Raw genomic sequence first — 24,624 nt, forward strand, 5'->3', positions numbered from 1 at the left:
AGAATTAAATAAGATGAGTCTGAACTTAGTTCGACTTTATATTTACTTCAAACGTACCGCATATGCAAGAAGTTACAAAAAAAGCGGGGCGCGCATCATAGCGGCCCCCGGATAAATTCAGCCAGCACTGGAGCAAGGCCCCGGTAGATCCCATCATACTGCTCCGGCGGAAGCGGGTTCACGCCTTCGCCGGCCTCGACCGTGTAGCCGGGCCGCCGGAATTCATGGATGAACCAGTCCTTGTACCCGGCATCGCTGCCGGTCAGCTTGACGGACTGGTAACCATCCCCGGCCGCGGCCATCCTCGCGGCCAGTGGCTCTGACTCCCGCGGCTCGCAGTCGCGGTAGTTCCAGTAAATCTCCTTGCCCTGCGTGTGCAAGGAGAGCACCCGGCTGAAGCCCGCTTCGCGCGTCAGCCGGGCCAAGGCGGCCGCCTCCGGCTCGCAGAGCGGATGCGGCCCGCCGTAATCCTGGGGCGCCGGGCCTGCCACGCCCCGGCGCTCCCGCTCCAGTTCCCAGCCTGCCGGGAACTGGTCGTTAAGATCTACGCCGCGGATATTGGCCTTCCAGCGGCGGAAATCCCTGCTGCCGCCGTTCCACGCGGCGAGCTCCTCCGCCCAGGCACAGCCGGGCGGGATGCCGTCCTGCGCCAGGTCCGCGCCGTCCGGATTGGATAGCGGCACCGCCCACAGGGTTACGGCGTCCAATTCCGGCGCACCGCCTGCGAGTCTCCGGATGGCCAGCTCCTCTACATAACGAAGCAGAAGCGGTGCGGTAATCCATTCATTGGCATGGACAGCCGCATTCATATGGACCTGCTCCGCTCCTTTTCCAAGACGAACCACCCAAAGCGGCTCTCCCAGAACACTCTCTCCAAAAGCTTCAACGGTAAGAATATCGCTATATTTCTCCAGAAGCCGATCCAGCTGAATGGAATACGCACGGCTGCGATATCCCTCCTGCTCCAGTCGAACAATGGATTCTCCCGGCCATTCCACGGACGAATCTCCCCGTATTTGCACACATCCCCCTCCTTGATGCTCCATTAAGGAGCCAAGATGCGCATTCCGTACACCACGAACATGAGAATATACAAGTGAGCCGGATAGAAGGAGCGCCATAGCCATGCCGGAGCCCGGCTTGCCTCCACTTTACGCCAAAGCCCCCCTCCATAAGCAATCGGAAGCGTTATGACCAGGCTTGCCATCTGAATCAACCAGCCATAAGCCACAAGATAAATCAGATTGAGTCCTAAATGCATCAGCAGCAGCTGAGAAGAACGCGCATATTTGAATATAAGCACCAGAAGCAGTCCATATGCTCCATAATCGAAAGGAAGCACCTCCATTGCGAGGCAGCACAGAGCAATCAGCAGGGCCGAGAACGCGCCTGGCCTGATCCGTTCAAGCAGCTTCAAGATCAGCAATGAGACCAGCAGCGTTGCCACCACATTCAGCCCGCCAGGCTTCAGCACCAGCTGATAGGGAATTTGCGAGATCACTGCAATCAAAGCTAACCTCAGCATATAATTCCGAAAGCTTGAGGTATGTCTGTAGCCTTGGACAAGCGCATAGGCATACAGGGGAAAAGCAAGCCTGCCGATGATCCGCCAGATCGCTTCATCCGGAAAAAACAGCAGGCCTGTATGATCAATCAGCATGGTGAGCATCGCAATCCATTGCATAGTTTTACTCCTTTTTAGATGTTGTTCAAAAAGTCAGCTTTTGATCACGAAGTGTTTCAGGTGGTTATTTCGATATCGAATCTTGCGTTCACCCTAGAACTCCGGTACTCATGTAGGGTCTACCTACACTCCGTTCCTCCTTCTTCGGGTTCTCGCAACCTTCTCGGTGCTGAAAACCTGACTTTTTGAACTCTCAATTATAAAATAAAAATGATTCCATTCTAGCTCTATTATGATTTACACTTGAACCAGAAGCGGCTACATAATTGGAGGAACCTGCATGTATTTATTTGTGATTAATTCTAAATCAGGAAACGGAGGAGCCCGCCGGGTCTGGGACAAAATCCGGACCGTACTCCATGAGCGGAATATTCCTTATGAGTATACATTTACCCAAAGCGCAGAGGAAGCGCAAGCCTATCTCAAAGGGCAGCTGATCAAGCGCGAGGACTGGCTGGCCGTCGGTGTGGTCGGCGGTGACGGAACGATCCATGGCTTGCTGCCGGCTATGCAGAATTCGGGCGTTCCGCTCGCGGTATTCCCGGCAGGATCAGGCAATGATACTGCCAGAGGCTTCAGCATCCCCAGGAACACGGAAGCGGCCCTAGATATCATGCTGAAAGGCCATGCCCGTTCGGCAGACTTGATCTCCATTGCCGGGCGCAACACATTGACAGCGCTGGCTGTCGGCTTCGATGCCGAAGTCGCAAATAACGTCAACAAAAGCTACTATAAGAAAATCTGCAACTGGCTTGGGATGGGAAGACTCGCCTATATTATCGGAATCTTTCATACTCTGATTTCCTTCCGTCCCGCCGCATTGACGGTGAGCTGTGATGGAGAAGAGCATTCCTTCTCCTCCGCCTGGCTGGCCGCAGTCAACAATGTGACCACTTATGGCGGCGGGCTTGCCATTTGCCCCGAAGCAAGAACGGATGACGGACTGCTAGATATATGTATTGTTCATGACTGCTCCCGGTTAAAGTTGCTGCTGCTGTTCCCAACCGTGCTTTTCGGCAAGCACACCAAGCTGTCCTTCGTGACGATGCTTCGCGGTCAAGAGATTACCGTCCACAGCAGCCTGCCAAGGCTTGCCTTGGGCGATGGGGAGCATATCGCATCTACTCCGCTCACCGCTTCCGCTCTCCCGGGTGCGATGAAGGTAATGACTCCTTCAATCTAATTAATTTCAGCAGCATATGTGCAAAAAACCTTTGGCAGAAGGCTCTGTCCAAAGGTTTTTTCGTACTATCCGGTTGGGCTGGAAATCTGCCACACGATCGGGGTGAGCTCGATTTGCTTGCCCAGCCACCGCAAGGCAATTTGCCGGAACATTTCCGGGTCTCCGCTGCAAAAAAACTGGTGAACCGGCAGCTCGCTGCCACGGGCCAGCTTCCCCTTCTGATGGAGGACCGTGCTGATCTCCCTCGCCGTCTCATCGGCCGAGCTGATCAGCTTTACGGACGAGCCTATCACAGTCTGAATCACTGGTTTCAAGAAAGGATAATGCGTGCATCCCAGAATCAGACAATCCATGGAATACTGCCTGATCTCCTTCAATGCATCCCGTACAACCTCAACGGCCTCAGGCGTCTCATAGAGCCCTTGCTCCACAAGCGGAACAAGGGTCGGGCAAGCCTCGCTGACAATTTCAAGAGTCGGATTCAGCTCCTTCAATGCCGATGAATATGCTCCGCTTCGTATCGTTCCCAGGGTGCCGATAACCCCGATCTTTCCCGTTTTGGTCGTGCTTATCGCAGCGCGCGCACCGGGATGGATCACACCAATCACCGGGATCGCCACCTTGGACTGAATATAGTCGAGTGCTGCCGCAGTAGCTGTGTTACAGGCAATCACAATCATTTTCGGATTAAATTGAATCAGAAAATCTACAATTTGCTCGGTAAACAGGCGTACTTCCTCTGCTGAACGAGGTCCATAAGGCGCACGCGCAGTGTCTCCAAAGTAAATAATTTTCTCTCTAGGAAGCTGTCTCATGACTTCCTTGACGACGGTAAGGCCTCCTACACCGGAGTCCAATATGGCAATGGCTTGCTGCACGAACATACCGCTTCCTTCATTGAAAATTTGCATTCATTCCTTACATTATGTCAATCCCGCTCCAAGCGTACCTAAATCTTAACCCAAATAGCGGTGAGGTACAACCATAAGCCCTATTTGGGAAAGTTTGCGCAGCGAAGAAGCCGGGACAGGTCGATGCGCCTGCCCCGGCTTCTTCGGGAAACTTGCCTTACTCTTTATCCGTTTCTTCCTCGACTGCTGCTGCTTCGGCCTCGGTGCCAGCCTCTTCGGTTTGTCCGGACACCGTTTCTTCAGTCTGAGCAGCCTCATCGGCTTCCTCGGATGGTTCAACAGCCACTTCCAGAGCAAGCGGCTCTTCCTGAGCAGCTTCCTGCACTTCTTCGCTGCTCGCTGCCTTCGAAGCGCGCCAGGTCTGGAACTCATGGACCAAATCCTCAGCCTTTTCCTTCACTGCGCCGGCGATCTGTGTGCTTTGTTCTCCCACCTTGCCTGCTACTTCCTGAGTTTTCTCTCCGACTTGACGCGCCCCTTCCGCAAGATCCTTGCGAAGCTCACGGCCCGCTTTCGGTGCGAATAACAATGCAGTTACCGAGCCGACAATCGTACCGATCGCCGCTCCCCAAATCCAGCCCTTCTTCCCGTCACTCACGTCTCATCTCTCCTTGTTCGGCCCTTTGCCCAGTACAGCTCCAGTTCAAGCAGATGCTTCTGTCCGGGCGAATGCCTATATCGATATTGTATTATAAGCAATGCGGGGTTGTCCCGACACACCTATGTAGAAAAAATAATGACTAGGCTTGAATACCTTCCTGATCCAAATAACTCTTTACTCTGATCGTAAAAGCATGCAGCAGCCCCGGCAATTCTGCGGACAAATCGTGCGCACGGCTGCGATCCCAATCCACATAATCCTGAACGAGCGGTTTTCTTAGCCGGACCAGCCCAGTAAGCTGCAAGGCCAGCTCATGATCGATAACACGTTCATCCCGCATGATTTCAACTATGTCCTCATAGCTGCTTGCATCCCGCATAATAAAACCATCAATTAGATAGCTGCCTACATCGGTTATGGCCTCAATAGCCAGATGCAGTGCCCGCTCCTCGGCAAACCGCAGCATTAGCCCGTTATTGTCAGCAGCTGCAGTTTCCGCTAGAACTTGAGAAATTCGGGGCAGCAGCTCCAATCTGCGCTCTATCTGACTTCGGTCAACATAATACATCGTTGTTCGGGCCTCCTATATCAGAGAGTAGGCGAATCATTCCCATCAATATTCAAAATCGACAGCAACCTGGCTTTCTCTAACCTGGGACATATGCTCGATGACCTTCTTGTGCTCGGGATGCACTTGATAGCCTTCCAGATCCTCCAGCGAATCGAATTCCGCAATGAGAGCGATGTCATAAGAACGTGCCGACTTGACGACATCAATTCCGACCTCCAGACCTCTTAGCTGCTCAACCTTTCCATTCAGTCCCCGTAATACCGAAACCGTATGCTCGATATTTTCCGCACTCGTGTCTTTAAGCTTAAACAATACGATATGCTTAATCATGGTAATCACCCCTTTGTACAAAATATATCATAACAACAACTCCTCTTCCACCGCAGACGGCATGCACCATCCGGCAGTAGAAGAGGAGGATTGGCAGGAGATAGGACCTGTCACACCATTATGCAAAAAACTTCGGCAGATAAGCCTTATGAGCTTCCAGCAGTTCTTCCAGCAGCACCTTTGCCACCGTTACTGATGGGACCAGCGGATGATGAACCAGCGCCTGCAGGGCCAGCCCCCGGTCCCCGCTGACAGCCGCATCAATCGCAAGGCTCTCATAGGTCTTTACCGCGTGCAACAGCCCCTTAATGGTCTCAGGCACGTGCATCGGTTTCAAAGGAACAGGTCCGGCAGCGGTAACTACACAGTTAATTTCAATACTGGCATCCTCCGGCAGGAAATCATAGATCGCTCCATTTGGCACATTCAAGGTTTGGATATCGTTCCGGCCCAGATACAGCGACTTCATCAGCTGGACGGCGGCCTCGGAATAATAGGCTCCACCCCGTTGCTCGAGCTGCTTCGGCTTCTCCTGCAAGCTCTCATCGGCGTACAGCTCGAACAGTTCCTTTTCCACGCGTCTGACCACATCGGCACGTGTCCCGTTTTTCTCGAGCGCTTCCTTCTCCTCTTGGAGCATTTCATTTGTCATATAATAGTATTTCAAATAATATGTCGGCACCGCATGCAGGGACTGCAAAAATTCGGGATCCCAGCCTAATGTCGGTACATTCTTCGCGTTGTATTCCCCTTTTCCAGCCAGGAGCTCCGGCATTCTCTCCTTTCCGTTCACCAGTGCCGAGGTCACCCAGTGCAGGTGATTAATGCCTACAAATTCCGGGAGCACCTGATGCTCGGAGGTTCCATATGCTTCGGCCAAAGACTTCTTGAAGTTGATCGGGGAATTGCACAGTCCCACAGTTTTGACCTGCGAGTATTTTGTCACTGCCTCCGTAATCATCCCAGCCGGATTGGTAAAATTCAGCATCCAGGCGTTCGGTGCGAGCTCTTCGATATCCCTGCAAATATCCAGAATCACCGGAATGGTTCGCAGCGCCTTGAACATTCCTCCCGGTCCTGTCGTTTCCTGGCCGATCACATCATGCTTAATCGGAATATGCTCATCCCGCTTGCGGGCCTCGAGCTGACCCACCCGCATTTGAGTCGTCACATAGTCTGCGCCTTGTATCGCCTCTCTCCGATCCAGGGTCAATTCAACCTTGATAGGCAGGCCGGATTTGCGGACCATCCGCTTAGCTAGGTTCCCTACAATCTCCAGCTTCTCCCGGCCCTCTTCAATATCGACCAGCCATAGCTCCGAGACCGGCATTTCCTCATAGCCTTTAATCAACCCCTCGACCAGCTCTGGCGTATAGGATGACCCGCCTCCGATAACAGCAATTTTTATTGTTTTGCGATCCTTCATGACTTCAGTTCTCCCTTCCTATCCGCGATAGTTATCTTCTTCAGCCGTTCTACCACTTCATCCTGCGGCACATATCCATCCCGATCCATCGCGCTAAGCACCGCGCCAACAACCGGTTCCATTACAATACGTCGTATTCTGGCATATGGAGCCGTCTCATGGACCCGCTTCGCAAGCGATTCCCGCATGAGATCGGTTCGGCTCTTGGAGAGGATGCTCCCGCCAAGCACCAAATCAAAGTGATCTTCCTCCATATCCAAGCGGCGGATTAAAGCCGCGGCTGCATTGCCAAGCTCTGCCCCCTGTTCTCTTAGAATCCCTTCAGCCACCGCATCTCCCGCTTCAGCCGCAATAAATACCTGCTCGGCCAGCTGCAACGGTGGTTCATAGCCTTCATCCAGCATCGCATCCAACACTTCAGGAATGCTGCTGAAGCCGATGCTTCTCAGGACCAGCTCCTGCAATAAAGTCTGTGGCCCTCTAAGGTCCCAGGCCCTTACCGCCGCGCGAAATGACAGATTTGCCAGGTCCCTTCCGGAGCCTTGTCCATCACCGAACAAATAGCCGAACCCGCCATATTGCAGCTCTTGGCCGTCCCGGTTTCTGGCAGCCGCATTGAAGCCGGTACCGCTAATGACGACGGCCCCATGCGAGGCTTGGCTGCCTGCTCGCATGGCAATCATCGTGTCACAGGCAATGTCGGTTCTGGGGTACTGTAGCCGTGCAATCATCGGACGAAGCACTCTATAATCCGGTTCCCGGTCGGCCCCGGCCAAGCCGAAATAAGCGAAGGTGATCTCGTCTTGCCTTAAGCCGGCTTCTCTCAACGCTTGAGCGCATGCCGCTGCAATCTCATTCTCCGCATCGGCATTGGTCTGGTGGTTGCCGTTGCCGGAGATTCCTATACCGCACGGTTCTCCTCTTGCATCCACGATCAGACAATGTGTCTTGCTGCCTCCCGCATCCACGCCCATATAATAGTTCATATGCATCGCTCCTTCTTCCCCAAGCATACAAAAAAGGACTAATGCATTTCCTCTGCAATAGTCCTGAACTATAATATGATCTTACTGAAAATCACTGCCATCTATGTTGAATTTATGAAAGGGTAGAAATCCACTCAAAAGCGAACGCTACGCGTTATGCTTCCGAAGTGAGGGTGTCCCATAAGTTATCACCGGGACTCCATTCGGCGAAATCTCCTGCAAGAGCGCAGCACAATGCTTTAACAGCAATAGAAACCGGATTATTGATTCTGCGTGTCGGGGCAACGTGTGAAGTGTGCTGTAGAAGCATCAGCGTTCGCCTTTGTGAGCGGATTTCTCCCTTGTTAGAACTTAGTCCAATCATAGAAATCCGCGAACAACAGCGATCGTAAGCACACTTCACACGTTGCCCCTTCTAACGCGCCTTCTTCTTTTGTCTTTGCTTCAACTCATAGAGGTTTTTCCTTGAAGCTTCCTGCGCATAGCGCTTGGCGGTTTACCGACGTAACGCAAGAATAGCCGGTTGAAATTGGATAGATTCCGAAAGCCCGACTGATCGGCGATTTCCAGAATACTAAGCGAGCTCTGCTCCAGGAGCTGAACCGCGTGATCGAGCCTCAGCTGCAGCAAATAGTTCATAGGAGACATCCCCGCTGCCTGGCTAAAAAGCGCACTGAAACGGGATGGGCTGAGATGGGCTTGCTCCGCTAATTCGGAGAGAGTCCATGCACGCTCCAGATCAGATTCCATTCGCTGAATCGACTCGCGAATCATCTCCAGATGCTTGACAGCCGGGCGGAATTCCGCTGTCTCCGGCTGGCGGAAATAGCGGTGCACCTCTGCCAGCAGCAGCAGCAAACAGCCGTGCAGCACCGAATACCGTGAGCTTTGCTCTGATGGATATTCCTCCAGCATTCTCAGAATATACTCACTTAACCTGGCATTTGCAGCTTCGATCTGATCAGCCGTGATCCTGTTCGGGAAAAGGCTTCCCGTTTGTCTGAAGGGCAGCATAATCTCCGGGTTATACCGATGCTCCGAGCCGACCAGAGACGGCTCGAACATGATGACGACCATTTCCAGATCCTTTCCCTCATATGCCCGATGCAGATCATGAGAATCGATCAGAAATACATCGCCCGCTGCAAACTGATATTCCTGTCCGTTGATGATATACGTCCCCACCCCGGAGGTAATGAGGTTAATCTCCAGTGCGCGATGCCAGTGCAGCCGTTGAAAGAGAGGGCTAACCCCCTTGGACATGGAGACCGTCATCGGAAATTCGCCTGGCATTTGTATGAGGTCAGGTTGAATCATCTGATATTTTCCTCCTGCGGCTTCATTCATGCTTGCCTCTATTAAAGCATACCCGCCAGGATGACTCAATTCTCTATTGTACGAACCCTATGAAACTAGCACACATATAGTATAGAGTCCTCAGCGGTTTCCATTGGCTAGGACATACCATCCAATGATAAGGAGGTGATGCCCATGAACGCTATGCTTTCCGGCAAGTATCGGTCCGCCCGCCGAAGTATCCGCATCTTGAGTGCAAGGATCGAGCTGCTGGAACATCGTGTGGAGCATTTGGAGGAAACCGTCCAGTCTCACGTTCTTCCTCTCCCATTAACCCGGGAACGGCTCCACAGCTTGGTCGGCACCTCCCTCACGGTCCAAGTCTTTGACCAGAAAATCCAAGGAACCTTGCTCTCTGTTCAGCCCGATTTCCTTGAATTAATGGATCAGGAGGGAAGGCGCGTCATAATCCCTGCAGAACGCATAACAGCCATCGATCTGGAGTAGCGAAGCCGCCAAGTTCGGATGCTTGCATGTCTTACCCTGCAGAATCGATGCTTATTCTATTCACCTGCGGGGGCTTTTTCTTCTTTTTCCTAAGTATCCAGCAGCACTGCATTAATGCCGTTGATGAAGGCCTGGGCACTCGCCTTGATAATGTCTGTGTCCATGGCTTTACCTGTATAGATATTGCCTTGATGCTTCAATCGAATGTGAACCCGGCCAAGCGCCTCTTTTCCCCGCGACATGCTGTTAATTTTGTAATCCAGCAATTCAACCTCCAAGCCGGTCAAGGCCCGGATCGTTCCATAAAGGGCATCAATCGGCCCGTCTCCGCTTCTGGTGTCCTCCAGACTGACCCCCTCTCTCTTCAGCTTAACGGTTGCCGTTGGAGCTTCATCGTCTGTAACGACCCGAAGCGATTCCAGCTCATACAGCTGACTGCTTCCTTCGGACTGCTTGCGCGCTGCCGATAACAAGGCAAATACGTCATGGTCGTAGACTTCCTTCTTGTCATCTGCCATACGAAGAAAGGCGGCAAACAGCCCTTCGAATTCATCCGTAGATCCGGCATAGAAGCCCAGCTTCTCCATTACATGCTTGAAAGCATGGCGGCCAGATCTTGCGGTCAATACGAGCTCCATGCTCTCTACTCCAACATCCTCCGGCGACATGATCTCATAGACCTCCTTGTTCTTCAGAAGACCGTCCTGGTGAATACCGGAGGAGTGGGCAAAAGCGTTCTCACCCGTAATGGCCTTGTTCACTTGAACATCCAGTCCGGTCAGATAAGTGAGCAGCCGTGAGGTTCTCATAATTTCCTTCAGATTCAGATCCGTATGACTCTGATAGAACGATTCCCTCACCTTCAGCGCCATTGCAATCTCTTCAAGCGAAGTATTTCCGGCCCGCTCACCAAGTCCGTTGATGGTACACTCCACCTTCTCGGCCCCGTTTTTTATGGCGCTAAGTGTATTCGCGGTTGCCATTCCCAGATCGTTATGACAATGAACACTGAGCATCACACGGTCATTGAGATTCTTCAGACGTTCGTGGATCTTCCGGATTAATTCGCCAAATTCCTCCGGTACCGCATACCCAACTGTATCCGGTATATTAATGATCGTCGCTCCTGCTTTGACGACGGCCTCAATGGTCCGCCACAAATATTCGAATTCCGATCTGGAGGCATCCTCCGTAGAATACTGGACCTCGGGCAGTAGCGTACGGGCATACTTAACGGCATCTACCCCCATCTCAAGCACTGCATCTCTTGAACGGCTGAACTTCTTCTCCACATGGATATTCGAGGTGCCAAGCACGATATGGATGAATGGATTTTCAGCCAGCTTGATGCTCTCATATACGCTGTCAATGTCATTCTTAACGGCCCTTGCAAGAGCTGTTACGGAAATACCTCTCCCTACCGTACGTGCGATCTCTTGTACTGCTTGAAAATCACCTGCAGAGGAAGCCGGAAACCCGGCCTCAATCATATCGACATGCAATTGCTGCAATTGACGGGCGAACTCCACCTTCTGCTGTACATTGAGCTTCGCTCCCGGAACCTGTTCACCATCTCTCAAAGTCGTATCAAGCACCCAAATTTTTCGGCTCACAATCCCTCATCCTTCCTGTTTTAAATTATCCTTTATGTGAAGCGGGGGCGGCTGAACCCGGAATTCAGCCAACAAAAAAAGCCCCGTCTCTATAGCTAGAGACGAGGCTTACCCCGCGGTACCACTCTAATTGATTCTACGCCAAAGGCAGAATCATCTTGTTCGATGGCCATCACCATCTATCCCGATAACGGTGGAACTCCGGCATACCCTACATTGTCAGGCAGCAGTTCATAGACGAGTTCAGAATGTTGGACCTGCCGTTTTCCACCTGCCAACGGCTCTCTGCGAAAGTCCTGAATTCCTACTATTTCTAATCGCAACATTTCAATTTTGGAATTGTTATACATACTATGGCAAATTGTCGAGAATGTCAACCGCCCGTATTCCTTGAGCCTCGATTAGTTTTGTCATATTCCTTCTCCTTATAGTTAATGTTGTTTATTCAATGTTGACTAATTGGGTATTTTTTTCTCCCTCATAGAGGGAGAAATATGCATTGACAAACTATAAAAGTTTCAAAGCTTTCTCAACAAATTCCTGCTGCTGCTTGATGATCGAAAACATATTATCGAAAACCAGCTTGACCATAGGAGGCAGCCCATGATCCATCGCTTCGCTCTTTGCTTCCAATCCCTGTTTGATACTGGCATATTCTTCGTTCAACGTAAGGCGCTGCTGTTCCAAAGCCTGTTCGGCCTCTTCAGGGGATAGCTTCTCATAAAAAGAGATTCCCGCGTACAGGGTGAAAGGATAAATGGCGGAAGTCACTGTCAATGCCTCGCGAACCAAGTCCTTCAGGTATGCTCTTCCTCGATCCGTAATTTTGTAAATTGCTTTTTGACGGTGTCCAGACTGTTCTATACCGCTGATCTCGACATAGCCCTCTTGATCCACTTTTTTAACGCATGATAAATAGAGCCTATTAGCACACCGCTCCATCGTTCAGCATCCGTTGTCTGCAGCATTTGTTGAATGTCATAACCGGACATCGGCTTCATATCCAGCATGCCGAGCACAAGTAATCGTGTCACTGCTTTCACCTCCAATACTCAACATTGAATATTCCACATTAATTATTTTGATGAATCAAGTCTCGGCCGAAAAATATTTCGAGCATACAATTTGGCATACAAAAAAAGCCAGCATTTCTGCTGACTTTTCGAAGAATGGATCGTCAGGGGCTCGAACCCTGGACCTGTCGATTAAGAGTCGAATGCTCTACCAACTGAGCTAACGATCCATAATATTAGCTTGTCCTGCACCATTTGTGCTTCTTCGAAATCCGGCTTTTTTAAAAGGCTGTTTTTCGAGGGGACTTTTATAGTATATCCATTTTAAAAAACAGAGTCAAGCATTATTTTTGAAAAAATGATTTGGAATAACTAACCTGCTTTTTGAGCCGGCGGAAAGCCGCCGACTCACCTGAGATAAACTCCACTATGGTAAATATAATACGTGTTGGCATCTAGGCTCTTCAATAAGCACAAGGATTGCTCGGCCTGGACGAGATTCATACAATACTGAGGATTCGCAATCGCCAGTTCACCTTCCTCCACTACAGCGGCATCTCCCGTAATCACACTTTTCAGCTCTGGAAAATACAGCGAAATATGCCCTGACGTATGACCCGGTGTAGCTAATACTTCGCAATGCCCATCCATGAGGCGATCCCCGTCCCGAACAAGCAAATCGACTGTAGCCGCTTTTAACCTCTTCAATTCCTCAATGAACTCCCGCCCGGACTCCGCCTGTTGCTCATCCATCTCCACCAGCAATTGTTCGGCTTGATGCAAGCGCTCCGACTTCACCTCTCCGGATATAGCCTTGCTCTCCCGCTCGCTTGCAATGATTCTAACTGCAGGATGCTTCTCCTTGAAATCATGTAAGGAGCCGATATGATCATCATCGTAATGCGTAATAATGATCTGGGTTAGCTGGTCCGGATGATAACCCTGCTGCAATATTTCGCCTTCGATTTGATCGAGAAATCCAGGGTAGCCGGTATCCACCAGAGTCAGTTCATCTTTATACACTATTAGGCTGGGGCAGATCGAGTACATTTGTCCATAATACTCGAATTCAATGGGCAGATTAATGATCTGCACAGGGTTATCCATTTCGCCTGCATTTGTCATGCATAAAGCCCCTTTCCTGATTAAGCAATCGGTTTAATGATTCTGGCCGGGTTGCCTCCAATGACTACATTATCCGGGACATCCTTTGTCACCACGGAACCCGAGGCGATGACAACGTTGTTGCCGATGGTCACACCGGGATTGATCACGGATCTTCCGCCGATCCACACGTTATGACCGATATTCACCGGTTTGCCGAACTCGGCTCCGGAATTTCGTTCAGCAGCATCAAGCGGATGTGTTGCGGTATAAATATGAACACCCGGTGCAATAAAGCAGTTGTCTCCGATCCGAATTTCACAAACATCCAGAAAAACACAATCAAAATTGGCATAGAAATTCTCGCCGACATAAATATTATAGCCGTAATCGCAACGAAAAGCGGGTTCGATATACACGCTTTCCCCCGTCGAGCCTAATAACTGGCCAAGCAGCGCTGTACGCTGATCCATATCTGTCTCAATGGTATTATTGAACAGGCGAGTCAGCTTGCGAGCGTTTAATCTGTCCCGTGTCAGTTCCGGATCTCCTGCCATATAGAGTTCACCATTGATCATTTTTTCTTTTTCTGTCTTCATAAGAGCACTCCTATCTTTATGCGGTTAAATTGAGTTGCGGCTCGCACTTTGTTTCCCGAAAAACACGTTAAGACGTTCCGAAAAAAGCAGCATAGCGGCGGCAGATGTTGCGATAAAAAATGGAAATATTCCGATTGTCGTATACCCGGCCAGCAAGCCAAGCAGCGGCGGCAGCAAGGTGCTGCCCGTATAGGCCATGGCCATCTGATAACCCATAATTTTCTGGGCTCTCGCTTCTCCAAATCGAACAGGCGTCTCATGCAGCATGCAGGGGAAGATCGGAGAGAGTCCTAATCCGGCAACCAGCAGTCCGCATAATGAAAAACCGGCCGGAAGCGGCAGCAATAGAAGCAATGTGCCTGCCAGCGTAGTAATTTGTCCCGTGCGGATCAATTGGCGATTTGTCAGTTTGAACGTAACAAAGCCGGTAATGAAACGCCCGATGGTGATGCCTGCGTAGTAAATAGACACCCAGAGCGCAGCTTGATCGGCGGCCAGTCCTTTCATTTTGACCAGATAACTGCTGCCCCACAGGCCTACTGTTGTCTCAACCCCGCAGTAGAACAAGAAGCACGCCAAAGCAAACATCACACTCTTGAGGTGAGGCTTCCCTGCTCCGCTGTGACCGGACAGAGAGTCCCCCTCAGTTGGCTTATCCCCCAGCCCAGTGCTCTGCTGAGCTGCTAATCTTCTCCATAACGGGAGTGACACTAGCAGTACGATTACCAGTGTAAATTGAATTCCGGCAACCGCCTGATAACCATCTCTCCAGGAAGCATTTCCATTCAGAAAAGTGGCCATGATAATCGGGCCAGCCGTTGCCCCGACTCCCCAGAAGCAATGCAGCCAGCTCATATGATGGGCTTTGTAACGGGCAGCGACATAATGGTTAAGTGCCGAATCAACGGCCCCTGCGCCAAGCCCGAGCGGAATAGCGCATACCATCAGCCAAATGATTGACGGAGCCACCGAAAAGCCTGCCAAAGCGCCTGCTGTCAGGATACAGCTGACAAGCGTGACTGGGCCTGTGCCGAACCGACGGGCAACAGAACCGCTAATCAGACTGGATACAATGGTGCCAATGCTGATCGTCATCGACAGCACTCCGGCCATTCCGATCGGTGCGCCAAGCTCCGGTCTCATGACAGGCCAGGCTGACCCGAGCAGCGAATCAGGAAGCCCGAGGCTGATAAAAGCCAAGTAAATAATCAATAGTAAAAGTGTTCCCATACGTATAAAACTCCTATCCTCATCATCAATCCTCATGGTCATCAAGAATCAGGTTCATGCCGAGCTTCTTCAGCCCGTTTAGATAATCTTCTCTCCAGTCGCTTGCCGCAAGTACGGGCAGATGCTCTTTGGGAATATAGGCGGTACTTCTTGAAGCGATGGCATCCAGAAGCTCTTCGCTGACTTCGTCGCGGCAGAAAATGACTGCCTTCGGATTCACCATAGCGGCATAGGCAGCTATCAACCGGCTTACCGCATCGATTGCACTGAAATTATCCATCATGACAGCGGCACCTTCTTCGTTCGAGATCGCCTGTTGAAAATTCCCTCCGTCATAGAGAGGTACGAACGACACTTCTCCCGAAAAGGACGTGCTTCCGCGAACAACACTGCCGTTAAGCCATAGGCCTGCCCCGGGCCCGTTTTGTCCGAAGTACAAATAGACCAGGGATTCGCTATTGGACACGCGCATTCTTTCGCAATAACCGAGCACAGCCGCATTCATATCATTCTCCACCGCAACGGGAAGCTGGAATTTTGCTTGGAAATATCCCTCCAGATCAAAGTCCTGAAACTTCTCATATCCGGGAATGTAAATGATGCGCCCATCCTTGACAGAACCAGGCACTCCAAAGGAGACCGCACGAATGCCGGGATGAGCCTCCATCAGAGACTCCAACTGCTTGCTCAATGTATCGATTCCTTCTTGAAGCACACCGGAACAGCTTCCGCTCTCCTTCACTTCGCCCAGCGCATTACAGATGGCATACGGCGTTTCCTTCTTCTCCAGAAACATCGTGATCCCCAACCTGTAATCCGGGTTGTAGGCATAGCGTCTGGCTCTTCTTCCGCCGCTCGAATCGTCCAAACCAACAGTCATTACTTCACCCGTCTTCTCCATCGCGCCGATAAATTTGCTGATCGTCGGAAAGCTAATTCCAAGCTGTTCGCTGAGCTCGACCTTTGTTGCACTTCCTGAGGTTAACAGCGCTGTGCGGATACCGCGAAAAATATTCCTTTTCATATCTCTCGGTGTTGAAATCCTGTCGTCCATCCCTACCACCTCGATTCCGAACACTTTTTAAATCAGTTTAATAAGTGCGCTATTATCATATCAAGACCTTATCTGAAAAGATAGACCTTATAACAAAAAAGACTGCTCGTAAGAGCAGCCTGAAATTTCTCTTCCGTCTGAATCACTTCCGTGCGGATTTTCTTTCAGCCAAATTAATGCCAATGCCCATATATACAACGCCAATCAGCAGTATAAGCGAAAGCTGGAGGGCGATCTCACTGATTCCCGCATCCAAATTGACCACCTTCATTAGCGCATCCATCGCATGGGACATCGGAAATAAATCCGCAATGAAGGATAGCACCGGATTATTCAACGCTCCCGGCGGCATATAAGCACCGCTAATAAGAGGAAGCATAGGCACAAAAGACGGGTAAATCGCGTAAAACTGCTCCGGCTTGCTGACAAACCCCGTGATGAGCATAGCCAGACTGATCATTCCGAAGATGAAGATGGCGATGATCAGTAAAATCAGCCCGAAGTGGTGACCTAGATCAAATTTGAATACATACTTGAACAGGATGAGAACGACGGTGACCTGAAAAAGAGAAATAAAAAAGCTGTATGAAATATATCCAAGGTACATGCTGGTCTTATGGATTGGCGACAAGATCATCCGGTCCCATATTCGAGACACCTTATCGTTCGTAACGCTATTCACCTTAAATCCCATCGTGAATATGGAGATCAGGAGTGTAAAGGCAAACATGAGCTGTGTGCTCATATTATGACTTTGCACCTTGCTGCCGTCAATCCCTTGCTTGGTCAGTCGAAAAGGAGGCTTCCGCACATATTCGTTCACTGCTTCTCTAAGCTTTTCTTCTTTAATAACGCCCGAGGAAGCCTGAATTTGCATTTCCTGGGTATAAATCTTGCGAACATACTGATCCACCTGCTGAATTGTTGGGGAGTCGGAAGCCGCAACCAGACGGTAATCCTGCTCCATCAGCTTCACCGCGACATCGCTTCGCCCCTTCTGCACCTGTTCACGGGCATGCTTCGCGTCCACCGCCTTGAAGTGATAATACGCCCCTTCCCGATTCAGCAACGGCAGCCATTTCTCCTCGATTGCCGCGCCGTGTTCATCTTCACTGAAGACAGCGATTGTCGTCATGTTCTGTGTACTGCGTACAAACAATAAGGTGGCCAGAATGCTTAAAGCAATGAAGAGAAGGAGGATCAGCGGGTTTCGTCTATCCTTTGCAAGTTGTGCCATGAATACCGAGCCCATCAGGCTTCACCTCTTTTCGGATACATAAGCATTCCTGCAAGTAAAAATAGAATGCCAACCAGACTCAGCACAACCAGAGGCATCCCTAGAGACAGAACCCGCTCCAACTGAATCCACTCCATCACCGTTGCCAGCATAAGCCCATTCGGCGTCCATTCGCTGATTTGCTGCAGCCATTCGGGAAATAGATAAATTGGAACAAAGTTCCCTCCAAGAATGCCAAGCGCCATCGTAAAGAGCAGAAAAAGACCGTTGACCGCATCCATATTGTTTGATCTAAGCGCAATGGAAGTATAAAAAGCGGAAATACCGGCTACAGTCAGCGCATAGATGGTGATCATCAGCAGAAGACCGAGCCAAAAGGAGAGCGGCTTTCCCGCAAACAAGCCAAGCAGCAAATGCGATACAACCACAACAAATAAAAATTGCAGCCAGACCAGAATAAAAGTAGCGCAAGTCTTGCCCATCAAATAAGACATGGGTCTCGTATCCGCCGCAATGATCCGTTTGATGACTTCTTCCCGCTTTTCGGTGCCCGTCTTCTCAGCTACGGTTGAAGCAATAAACAGAGAAAACAGCGCTCCCATAGCCAGCGTAAAGTATTGGCCCATCGTGAACGGTTCGGCACCCTCCAAAGCTTCACGTCCGCCCTTCGGCAATGCTACTGTCTCCGCTGCTGTCATATCGCCTACAGAGTGCTGAAGACCAAGCTGGAAATTCACCTGATCGAAAAATTCGCTAATCATCATTTCGATGGCTGTCACATTCATGGAGTTTCCGGCTACGACGAAAGGCAGGCTGACTGCGGAAGCTTCCTTGCCGAGCATGATCGCATTCAGCATGTCATAGGTGTACCCTTGCGGAATTTTGATCCAGCCGTCGATCTTCTTCTTTTCCAGCTGTTGAAGCGCCTCGGATTCACTCAGCTCATACACCGTCAACCAATCCGCAAGCTCCGGACTATGCAGATATTGCTCCAGATAGGCAATTGGCTTCACGCCTGAACTGTAAGCAATTAGCGCTTGAGCCGCGGCCTGATCCTCAAGCCTCTCGGCATCCGCTATAAATTGATTAATCCCCGCCTCTTCGGCATCTTCGTTTACAATAGCCAGCTTAAGCTCAAGAGGATTGGAACTTATCCCTGCTACACCCGTAAAAGCAAAGCTCAAGATGACAATCAGGATAATCGGCGTCACGAGGACCGTGAGGATCTCCTTGCGATTTCTCCAGAACAGCAACAGGTCCTTGAAGATAAAAGTAAGCAATCGTATCCCCCCTAGTCTCTCAGTGTCCGCCCCGTTAAATGCAGAAATACATCCTCCAGGCTTGGCGTATCCATCTGGTAATTGATCAACTCGGCGCCTGCCTTCTCGGCTTCGCGAACCAACAATCCCAATATATTGCTGCCCTTTGAAGCAATGAAATCGATATTCTCCTCGTTCGCCTCCACATGATGGATATGCTTCAGCCCCTTGATCGCCTCTACAAAGGAGGCGCTCGGCCGGTCAAGCTGAATCTGAATCTTGTCCTCGTTGGAAAGGATGCTCATCAGTTCCGCCTTGGTGCCTGCCGCAATGATTTTGCCATGATCCATGATGTATACCCGCTTGCACAATTGCTCGACTTCCTCCATGTAATGGCTCGTATATAGCACCGTCGTACCTGTACGCTCATTCATCATCCGCACCATCTCTAAAATATGAGTACGGGATTGAGGATCAATCCCTACGGTAGGCTCATCAAGAATCAGGATTTTCGGTTGATGGAGCAGGGCCGCTGCAATATTCACCCTCCGCTTCATCCCGCCGGAGAACGTCTTCACGAGCTCCTTCTGCCTATCTTTAAGACCAACCAGGTCAAGCACATCCTGGATGCGTTCTTCGAGCAGGCGCTTTTCGACTTTGTAGATTTTCCCGAAAAACTTTAAATTTTCATAAGCCGATAGTTCTTCGTACAATGCAATTTCCTGAGGAACTACACCGAGTACTTTTCTTAATGCAGCCGGAGCCTCCACCGTGCTTTTTCCATGAAACTTGATATCGCCCGACGTCGGCTTGATCAGCGTCGAGATCATCGAAATCGTCGTCGATTTCCCTGCTCCGTTCGGACCCAGCAGCCCCACAGAGTCCCCTTCATCAAGGTAGAGGTTAATTTCGTCCACAGCCCGTTTGCCCTTATATGATTTGCTAAGCTTGAATACCTCCAGCATGCTGTACTCCCCCTGCATCCCCATAATTTCCTAAAGCATAAAATAAAAAGACCGGAGCCGCTACTTACTCCAGTCATTAATTCTTATGTATGCATGACTTCAGTCATTTTTTTCATACCAGATGGTGCTTGATTGCATAAATGGCTAGCTGCGTCCGATCTCTCAGCTCGAGCTTATCCAGAATTTGACTGGTATGGTTTTTGACCGTCCCAATCGAAAGTGCCAGACGCTCGGCAATCTCACGGTTGCTAAGTCCTTCGCCAATACAAGACAAAATCGCCCGTTCCCTTGGCGTCAGCGACGGATCCGGCTGGTTCGCATCCTCCTGCTTGCCCAGCAGGGCTGGCACCACCTTCGCGGCAATCTGATCCTCAAGCGATAGTCCGCCTGCAAAGGCGCTCTTCACAGAGCGGATTAAAGCAGAGGTGTCTCCGTTTTTCAGCAAATATCCGCTTACTCCGATTTTTAAAGCATTCATGACATAATCCTGATCATCAAAGGTTGTCAGCATCAACAGCTTCACTTCCGGTGAACGCGCACGGATACACCTCGCTGCCTCGATTCCGTCCATTTCAGGCATGCGAATATCCAGCACGGCAACATCAAATTGATGATGCTCGCAAAGCGCGACGGCTTCCTGGCCGTTATTAGCTTCTCCCGTTACCTTGATCTCCGGATCCGTCTCAATCATCGCTTTCAAGCCTTGCCTGACCATCACTTGATCTTCCGCCAGCAATACTCTAATCAATAGGCTCCCCCCCTGTCCGTAATTTGAAGCCAGCCCCGCAACACAAACTGCCCGGAAGCGGCAAAGACCTCCAAATCCCCGTTCAATTTATTCAATCTCTCCCTCATTGAGGTTAATCCAAATCCTTCCTGATACGAGTAAGGATTTATAATCGGGTTGCTAATTTCAAAGCGAAACACGCTGCCGCCCGGCGCCTCGAACAGAATCTTCGCCTCTCTAGCTTTGCTGTGCTTCATAATATTAGTTAGTGCTTCTTGAACAGAACGGTAGATGGCGAAGGATTGTTCTCCATGAAGCGGAGCGCTGAAAGCACCATGATTGACAGTAAAATAAATGCGTAAGAAGCTGTCGCTCTCCAGCTTCCGGATCAATCGGATAATTCCCTGCAATCCGCCTGTGTCCCCGCGCCTGAAGGCTTTTACAGCCCTGCGGGTCTCTTCAAGGCTATCGTAGGCAAGCTGTTTTAACAAATCGACCTCCTCACGATACGGATTCCCGTCCTTCAAACGAAGCGATTCGATCTGCATAAGGAGCGCCGTTAACTTATGTCCTACCGAATCATGGATCTCATGGCCGATCAGCATTCTCTCTTCCTGTCTCGCCGAATCCTCCTCGGTCGCCAGCCTTCTTTTTAAGCTTCTATACTCCGACATCAAAGTGTTGTACCTTGTATTAGCAAAAGCTTCCCGTTCATGCTTTAACCGATATAGCGCTGCGCCAGAATACAGCAGAATGGCATGGATCGAAATAAACAGCCAAGAGAAAGGCTGCAGGCCTGCCCTTACGGCAACCAGGCAAAGTCCCGCAATCTGAAGCACAGCAGGAAAAATGGCAGAGAACAGGGACAGACGTTGGACCATTTCCCAGACCACCATACATTGAATCAGTATAAGAAAGGGATTAAAAGCCTCATCCGTCAAGGGATATAGGCTGCCTGCCGCGAGAGTCGACAGGGCGCACAGTAAGCCAGTCGTAGTTCTGGGCTTCTTCGCCAGCAGAGGCAGAACAAAGAAAACTGCAAAATAGGCCGCTGCACCAAGCAGTCTCCAATACTCGGTTGACATGTGATTCCAATATGTACTCAAAGCTGCTGCCCAGACCAATAGCTGCAGAATAATCCGTATAAAGTATGGCTTCAACCCTATCCCCCGTTCTATCCAGAGCGTTCATACCTATGTATTGATTAAAGCATGAGTTTGCCCCCTTCATCAACGAGTGACCTCATAACGATTGACAGTATTAAGTTTATATACTAAACTAAATTTCATGAAAAATAAATCGAAGCATTCACAACCTATTAGCAGTCACGGAAGCAGAAGCTTGGGCCGTTTGATTATGCAGCTTAGAAAGCTTGAACGGCAGCCCCATACCTTTGGACAGGCAGGCAAGCTTACTCCCAGCGAGATCCATACGATTGATGCCATCGGCTGCGACGGAGCCATCCTCATGAATGAATTGGCTGCACGTCTCGGCGTAACCAAGGGAGCGATCACCCAACTGGTTGATCGGCTGGAGTCTAAATTATTAGTCTTGCGCTCTCCGCATCCCACCGACTCAAGAAGCTCCCTCCTGTCACTCACCGACATGGGAAAGGAGGCTTATCTAGCTCATGAAGCGGTACATATCTCTTTCTATGACCAGCTTCGCTCACAGTTGACAGAACAAGAAATTGAAGTATTCGAAAAAAGTATAAATATATTAAACCGCATGTTAGACAAGTAATTTTTTTTGGGTATTTAGTTTAGTAATTAAACTAAATACAGAGTTGGCAAAGGAGGAATCATTATGACGGACTTAAACAGCGCGGCACGGATGTTGACGAAGCAGCAACGGACATGGCTGTTGCTTACTATATGCATCGGGGCTTTTTTATCACATTTCACCGCCGGTGCAGTGAATGTGTCCTTGCCCTACCTGCAAGCGGTGTTCCCGGAGGATCCAGCCGGTATCCCCTGGATTACGACCGCCTATCTACTGGCTATTACCGCCCTGCTGCCTATTATGGGCAAGCTCGGCGACCGCTATGGGCACGGCTGGATTCATAATACGGGATACATCATTTTTGCGGTGAGTACGGCACTGATCAGCCTATCTTCGAATGTGCCGAGCCTGATCAGCCTTCGAATCTGTCAGGCGATCGGAGCCGCCATGTTCCAGGCTACGAATATCGCTATGATCAGCGCTTATTATCCGAAGGAACAACGAGGCCGGGCACTGGGCATCATGAGCTCCGTCGTCGCTATAGGAGCGATGACCGGCCCGGTAGCCGGCGGATTCATCGCTGCCTCGTTAAGCTGGCCCTGGCTATTCCTGTTGCCGTTCCCTGTAGCAGCCTTAGCCGCTGTGCTTGCCTTTCGTTTTATTCCTGCCAAGCGCATTCAGAATAAAGCAATCTCCTTAGACCGTGTCGGTGCTATCCTGTTTTTCCTAATGATTGTCTCCGTTACCTACGCATTATCGGACGGCAATACCTCGGGCTGGCATTCGTCACATATTCTCGCCGCCCTGATCACGGGCGCACTCTCGATTATCCTCTTTATCGGCTGGGAGGCTCGTCACCCCACCCCCTTTTTACCGATCTCTGTGTTAGCCGCTCCTTCGGTAGCCGTTGGACTCATTACAAGCTTCATTTCGTTCATGCTTATTAATTCCGTTCTGATCTCTATGCCGTTCTTCTTGACGGGCAGGAGCAGTTATAGGCCAATGGATATCGGGTGGATCATGACCGCTTACCCGTTACTATTTGCAGTCAGCAGCCTCATATCCGGGCATTTCTCTGATCGAATGGCCCCCTTAAAGCTCATGCTTACGGGGCTAGGCGGAATTATAATCGGGCTGCTTGTCTTCGCCTGGACACTTCCTGGATTAAATACGCTCTGGATCGTGGCCGTGCTTGCCCTTATCGGCATAGGTATGGGATGCCTTGCCGCACCAAACAACAGCTATATTATGCGGAATGTGCCTACAGCTCATAGCGGTTCAATCGGCAGCTTGATTGCTCTAACACGAAATGCAGGCATGCTGGTTGGCGCAGTTTTAAGCTTGGGCTTGATTGGAGACTCATCCGGACAGACAATTTCGCAGCATGATTTTGGAGTACTGTTTAAGACCGGATTCATAATTGGCGTAATCGGCTGTGCCGTTCTGGGCTACGGATTCTTCGCGGAGAGTCGCAAAAAATCAAAAGATAAACCATTGGAGGAATCATCATGTTAAAAGATAAAATTGTCGTCATCGGCGGATACGGACATGTCGGACAAGGCATATGCCAAGAGCTTGCGAAGAGTTATCCGGGCAAGGTCTATGCCGCCGGTAAAACACTCTCCCGGGCAGAGGCCTTCAGCCAGGCCACAGACGGGCGGGTTCGACCGTTGCAAATCGATATACGCGAAATACCGGGAGAGCAATTGCTGGCTGGAGTTAAGTTAGTCATTATGTGCCTGGACCAGCAAAATACAGCATTCGCCGAAGCTTGTCTGAGACAGGGGATACGGTATATAGACGTATCTGCCGACTATCGGTTTCTCTCTCAAGTCGAGCTGCTTCATTCACTGGCAGCTGCAAACGGCGCAACAGCCATCCTGAGCGTCGGACTTGCCCCGGGTTTAACAAACCTATTGTCCCTTCAGGCTGCCGGGCTCTTGGATAAGACAGACAATATCAACATCTCCCTCATGCTCGGATTAGGCGATTCCCATGGCAAAGCAGCCATTGAGTGGACAATAGATAATCTGCGCAGAGACTTTCATACGATAACGCAAGGAAAAAGGCAGCCGCACGCAAGCCTAACAGATGGGCGAAAAACCGACTTCGGCGGTATTTTGGGACGTCGTACAGCATATCGTTTTAATTTTGCTGACCAGCATATTCTGCCTAGGACTTTGCAAGTGCCTGACGTTTCAACCCGGCTCTGCTTCGATCATGCTTTTCTTACCTGGCTTATGAGCGTCTTAAAACGTATTGGAGTCCTAAGCATGCTTAACGTGGGTTGGATCCGGAAAGGGGCTGTCAGCCTGTTCAGTGCTATGAAGCTCGGCGAGCCCCTATTTGCACTCAAAATTGATGCCTACGGAGAATTGAAAGGCCAGCCTGCTCATGCAGAATGCTTTCTGCAGGGCACTGAAGAGGCGGCGATCACGGCACGAGTAGCTGTCCTGCTGGCAAAGAAGCTCTATGCCGCCGAAATGGAACCGGGCGTATTCCACATTGAGCAATTGTACCGCTATGAATCCTTCGAAAAGAATTTGGCCGGTATCGCGGATTTGTCATCCCGGGTCACGGTCAGAACATAGAAGGAACCGGCACTG

The 24,624-nt window shown here is 50.4% G+C and carries 26 protein-coding genes, 1 tRNA gene and 1 other annotated feature; of the genes, 5 read left to right on the forward strand and 22 right to left on the reverse strand.

From position 1 onward, the window contains the following. Positions 1-95: 95 nt before the first annotated feature. On the reverse strand, positions 96-1,022 hold the full coding sequence (locus KQJ23_RS06705; protein ID WP_346779356.1) for a M14 family metallopeptidase: 927 nt from the start codon (positions 1,020-1,022) through the stop codon (positions 96-98). Between the two features lie 23 nt (positions 1,023-1,045). Beyond that, positions 1,046-1,684 carry a TraX family protein gene (locus KQJ23_RS06710; protein WP_216478005.1) on the reverse strand — a complete coding sequence of 213 codons (639 nt, stop codon included), beginning with the start codon at positions 1,682-1,684 and terminating at the stop codon, positions 1,046-1,048. 280 nt (positions 1,685-1,964) lie between these two features. Between KQJ23_RS06710 and KQJ23_RS06715 the strand changes: the two genes are divergently transcribed. Then, positions 1,965-2,867, forward strand: coding sequence for a diacylglycerol/lipid kinase family protein (locus tag KQJ23_RS06715; RefSeq protein WP_216478007.1), 903 nt, complete (start codon positions 1,965-1,967; stop codon positions 2,865-2,867). A 65-nt stretch (positions 2,868-2,932) separates the two neighbouring features. Here the strand turns inward: KQJ23_RS06715 and racE are convergent, their stop codons facing one another. The 7 genes from racE to KQJ23_RS06750 all read right to left on the reverse strand — a co-directional run bounded on the left by racE (position 2,933) and on the right by KQJ23_RS06750 (position 9,009). Continuing rightward, complete coding sequence (racE, locus tag KQJ23_RS06720) at positions 2,933-3,751, reverse strand: glutamate racemase (protein WP_216478115.1); 819 nt, start codon at positions 3,749-3,751, stop codon at positions 2,933-2,935. A 184-nt stretch (positions 3,752-3,935) separates the two neighbouring features. Then, the gene (locus KQJ23_RS06725) at positions 3,936-4,376 is read right to left on the reverse strand and encodes a YtxH domain-containing protein (protein ID WP_216478009.1); all 441 of its coding nucleotides are present in this window, start codon (positions 4,374-4,376) and stop codon (positions 3,936-3,938) included. A gap of 142 nt (positions 4,377-4,518) precedes the next feature. After that, positions 4,519-4,947 (reverse strand): DUF86 domain-containing protein, encoded by a 429-nt coding sequence (locus tag KQJ23_RS06730; RefSeq protein WP_216478011.1) that lies wholly within the window; start codon positions 4,945-4,947, stop codon positions 4,519-4,521. A 45-nt stretch (positions 4,948-4,992) separates the two neighbouring features. After that, entirely contained in the window at positions 4,993-5,280 is a 288-nt protein-coding gene (locus KQJ23_RS06735) for a Dabb family protein (RefSeq protein WP_216478117.1), read from the reverse strand. 118 nt (positions 5,281-5,398) lie between these two features. Then, positions 5,399-6,706, reverse strand: a complete 1,308-nt coding sequence (locus KQJ23_RS06740) for a 6-phospho-beta-glucosidase (RefSeq protein ID WP_216478013.1) — start codon at positions 6,704-6,706, stop codon at positions 5,399-5,401. Continuing rightward, positions 6,703-7,692: an N-acetylglucosamine kinase gene (locus KQJ23_RS06745; RefSeq protein ID WP_216478015.1), complete on the reverse strand. Its 990-nt coding sequence runs from the start codon at positions 7,690-7,692 to the stop codon at positions 6,703-6,705. Before KQJ23_RS06745 ends, KQJ23_RS06740 begins: the two co-directional genes overlap by 4 nt. 444 nt (positions 7,693-8,136) lie before the next feature. After that, complete coding sequence (locus KQJ23_RS06750; protein ID WP_216478016.1) at positions 8,137-9,009, reverse strand: helix-turn-helix domain-containing protein; 873 nt, start codon at positions 9,007-9,009, stop codon at positions 8,137-8,139. A 174-nt stretch (positions 9,010-9,183) separates the two neighbouring features. Between KQJ23_RS06750 and KQJ23_RS06755 the strand changes: the two genes are divergently transcribed. Continuing rightward, positions 9,184-9,495, forward strand: a complete 312-nt coding sequence (locus KQJ23_RS06755) for a hypothetical protein (protein WP_216478018.1) — start codon at positions 9,184-9,186, stop codon at positions 9,493-9,495. Positions 9,496-9,584: 89 nt separating this feature from the next. Here the strand turns inward: KQJ23_RS06755 and KQJ23_RS06760 are convergent, their stop codons facing one another. The 13 genes from KQJ23_RS06760 to KQJ23_RS06815 all read right to left on the reverse strand — a co-directional run bounded on the left by KQJ23_RS06760 (position 9,585) and on the right by KQJ23_RS06815 (position 21,381). Further along, on the reverse strand, positions 9,585-11,108 hold the full coding sequence (locus tag KQJ23_RS06760; RefSeq protein WP_216478020.1) for a 2-isopropylmalate synthase: 1,524 nt from the start codon (positions 11,106-11,108) through the stop codon (positions 9,585-9,587). A 94-nt stretch (positions 11,109-11,202) separates the two neighbouring features. Further along, positions 11,203-11,438 (reverse strand) — a binding site (T-box leader). 177 nt (positions 11,439-11,615) lie between these two features. Beyond that, on the reverse strand, positions 11,616-12,005 hold the full coding sequence (locus KQJ23_RS06765) for a PadR family transcriptional regulator (RefSeq protein ID WP_249529547.1): 390 nt from the start codon (positions 12,003-12,005) through the stop codon (positions 11,616-11,618). Beyond that, on the reverse strand, positions 11,969-12,142 hold the full coding sequence (locus KQJ23_RS23680; protein ID WP_249529548.1) for a PadR family transcriptional regulator: 174 nt from the start codon (positions 12,140-12,142) through the stop codon (positions 11,969-11,971). The genes KQJ23_RS06765 and KQJ23_RS23680 overlap by 37 nt, the downstream gene beginning before the upstream one ends. Positions 12,143-12,278: 136 nt before the next feature. Continuing rightward, positions 12,279-12,351 (reverse strand) — tRNA-Lys (locus KQJ23_RS06770). Positions 12,352-12,529: 178 nt separating this feature from the next. Beyond that, positions 12,530-13,216, reverse strand: coding sequence for an MBL fold metallo-hydrolase (locus KQJ23_RS06775; RefSeq protein ID WP_216478119.1), 687 nt, complete (start codon positions 13,214-13,216; stop codon positions 12,530-12,532). A gap of 50 nt (positions 13,217-13,266) precedes the next feature. Further along, positions 13,267-13,824, reverse strand: a complete 558-nt coding sequence (maa, locus tag KQJ23_RS06780) for a maltose O-acetyltransferase (RefSeq protein WP_216478022.1) — start codon at positions 13,822-13,824, stop codon at positions 13,267-13,269. A 24-nt stretch (positions 13,825-13,848) separates the two neighbouring features. Continuing rightward, positions 13,849-15,054 (reverse strand): MFS transporter, encoded by a 1,206-nt coding sequence (locus KQJ23_RS06785; protein ID WP_216478024.1) that lies wholly within the window; start codon positions 15,052-15,054, stop codon positions 13,849-13,851. 25 nt (positions 15,055-15,079) lie between these two features. After that, positions 15,080-16,108 carry an ROK family transcriptional regulator gene (locus tag KQJ23_RS06790; RefSeq protein ID WP_216478026.1) on the reverse strand — a complete coding sequence of 343 codons (1,029 nt, stop codon included), beginning with the start codon at positions 16,106-16,108 and terminating at the stop codon, positions 15,080-15,082. A gap of 142 nt (positions 16,109-16,250) precedes the next feature. Next, positions 16,251-17,345 (reverse strand): ABC transporter permease, encoded by a 1,095-nt coding sequence (locus KQJ23_RS06795; RefSeq protein WP_249529550.1) that lies wholly within the window; start codon positions 17,343-17,345, stop codon positions 16,251-16,253. A gap of 14 nt (positions 17,346-17,359) precedes the next feature. After that, positions 17,360-18,625: an ABC transporter permease gene (locus tag KQJ23_RS06800; RefSeq protein ID WP_216478029.1), complete on the reverse strand. Its 1,266-nt coding sequence runs from the start codon at positions 18,623-18,625 to the stop codon at positions 17,360-17,362. 11 nt (positions 18,626-18,636) lie between these two features. Beyond that, a complete protein-coding gene (locus KQJ23_RS06805) occupies positions 18,637-19,569 on the reverse strand; it encodes an ABC transporter ATP-binding protein (protein ID WP_216478031.1) in 933 nt (310 codons plus the stop codon). Positions 19,570-19,681: 112 nt separating this feature from the next. Then, positions 19,682-20,317, reverse strand: a complete 636-nt coding sequence (locus tag KQJ23_RS06810; RefSeq protein ID WP_216478034.1) for a response regulator — start codon at positions 20,315-20,317, stop codon at positions 19,682-19,684. Continuing rightward, complete coding sequence (locus tag KQJ23_RS06815; RefSeq protein ID WP_249529551.1) at positions 20,314-21,381, reverse strand: sensor histidine kinase; 1,068 nt, start codon at positions 21,379-21,381, stop codon at positions 20,314-20,316. Before KQJ23_RS06815 ends, KQJ23_RS06810 begins: the two co-directional genes overlap by 4 nt. A 271-nt stretch (positions 21,382-21,652) precedes the next feature. On the opposite strand from KQJ23_RS06815, the gene KQJ23_RS06820 reads away from it, so the two are divergent. From KQJ23_RS06820 to KQJ23_RS06830, 3 genes are all read left to right on the forward strand, one after another. Then, positions 21,653-22,039 carry a MarR family winged helix-turn-helix transcriptional regulator gene (locus KQJ23_RS06820; protein WP_249529552.1) on the forward strand — a complete coding sequence of 129 codons (387 nt, stop codon included), beginning with the start codon at positions 21,653-21,655 and terminating at the stop codon, positions 22,037-22,039. A gap of 63 nt (positions 22,040-22,102) precedes the next feature. Next, a complete protein-coding gene (locus KQJ23_RS06825) occupies positions 22,103-23,533 on the forward strand; it encodes an MFS transporter (protein WP_216478040.1) in 1,431 nt (476 codons plus the stop codon). Beyond that, positions 23,527-24,609, forward strand: coding sequence for a saccharopine dehydrogenase family protein (locus tag KQJ23_RS06830; protein WP_216478042.1), 1,083 nt, complete (start codon positions 23,527-23,529; stop codon positions 24,607-24,609). The genes KQJ23_RS06825 and KQJ23_RS06830 overlap by 7 nt, the downstream gene beginning before the upstream one ends. The last annotated feature ends 15 nt before the right edge of the window (positions 24,610-24,624 follow it).

It is taken from the genome of Paenibacillus brevis, from assembly GCF_018919145.1.
Lineage (GTDB): Bacteria > Bacillota > Bacilli > Paenibacillales > Paenibacillaceae > Fontibacillus > Fontibacillus brevis.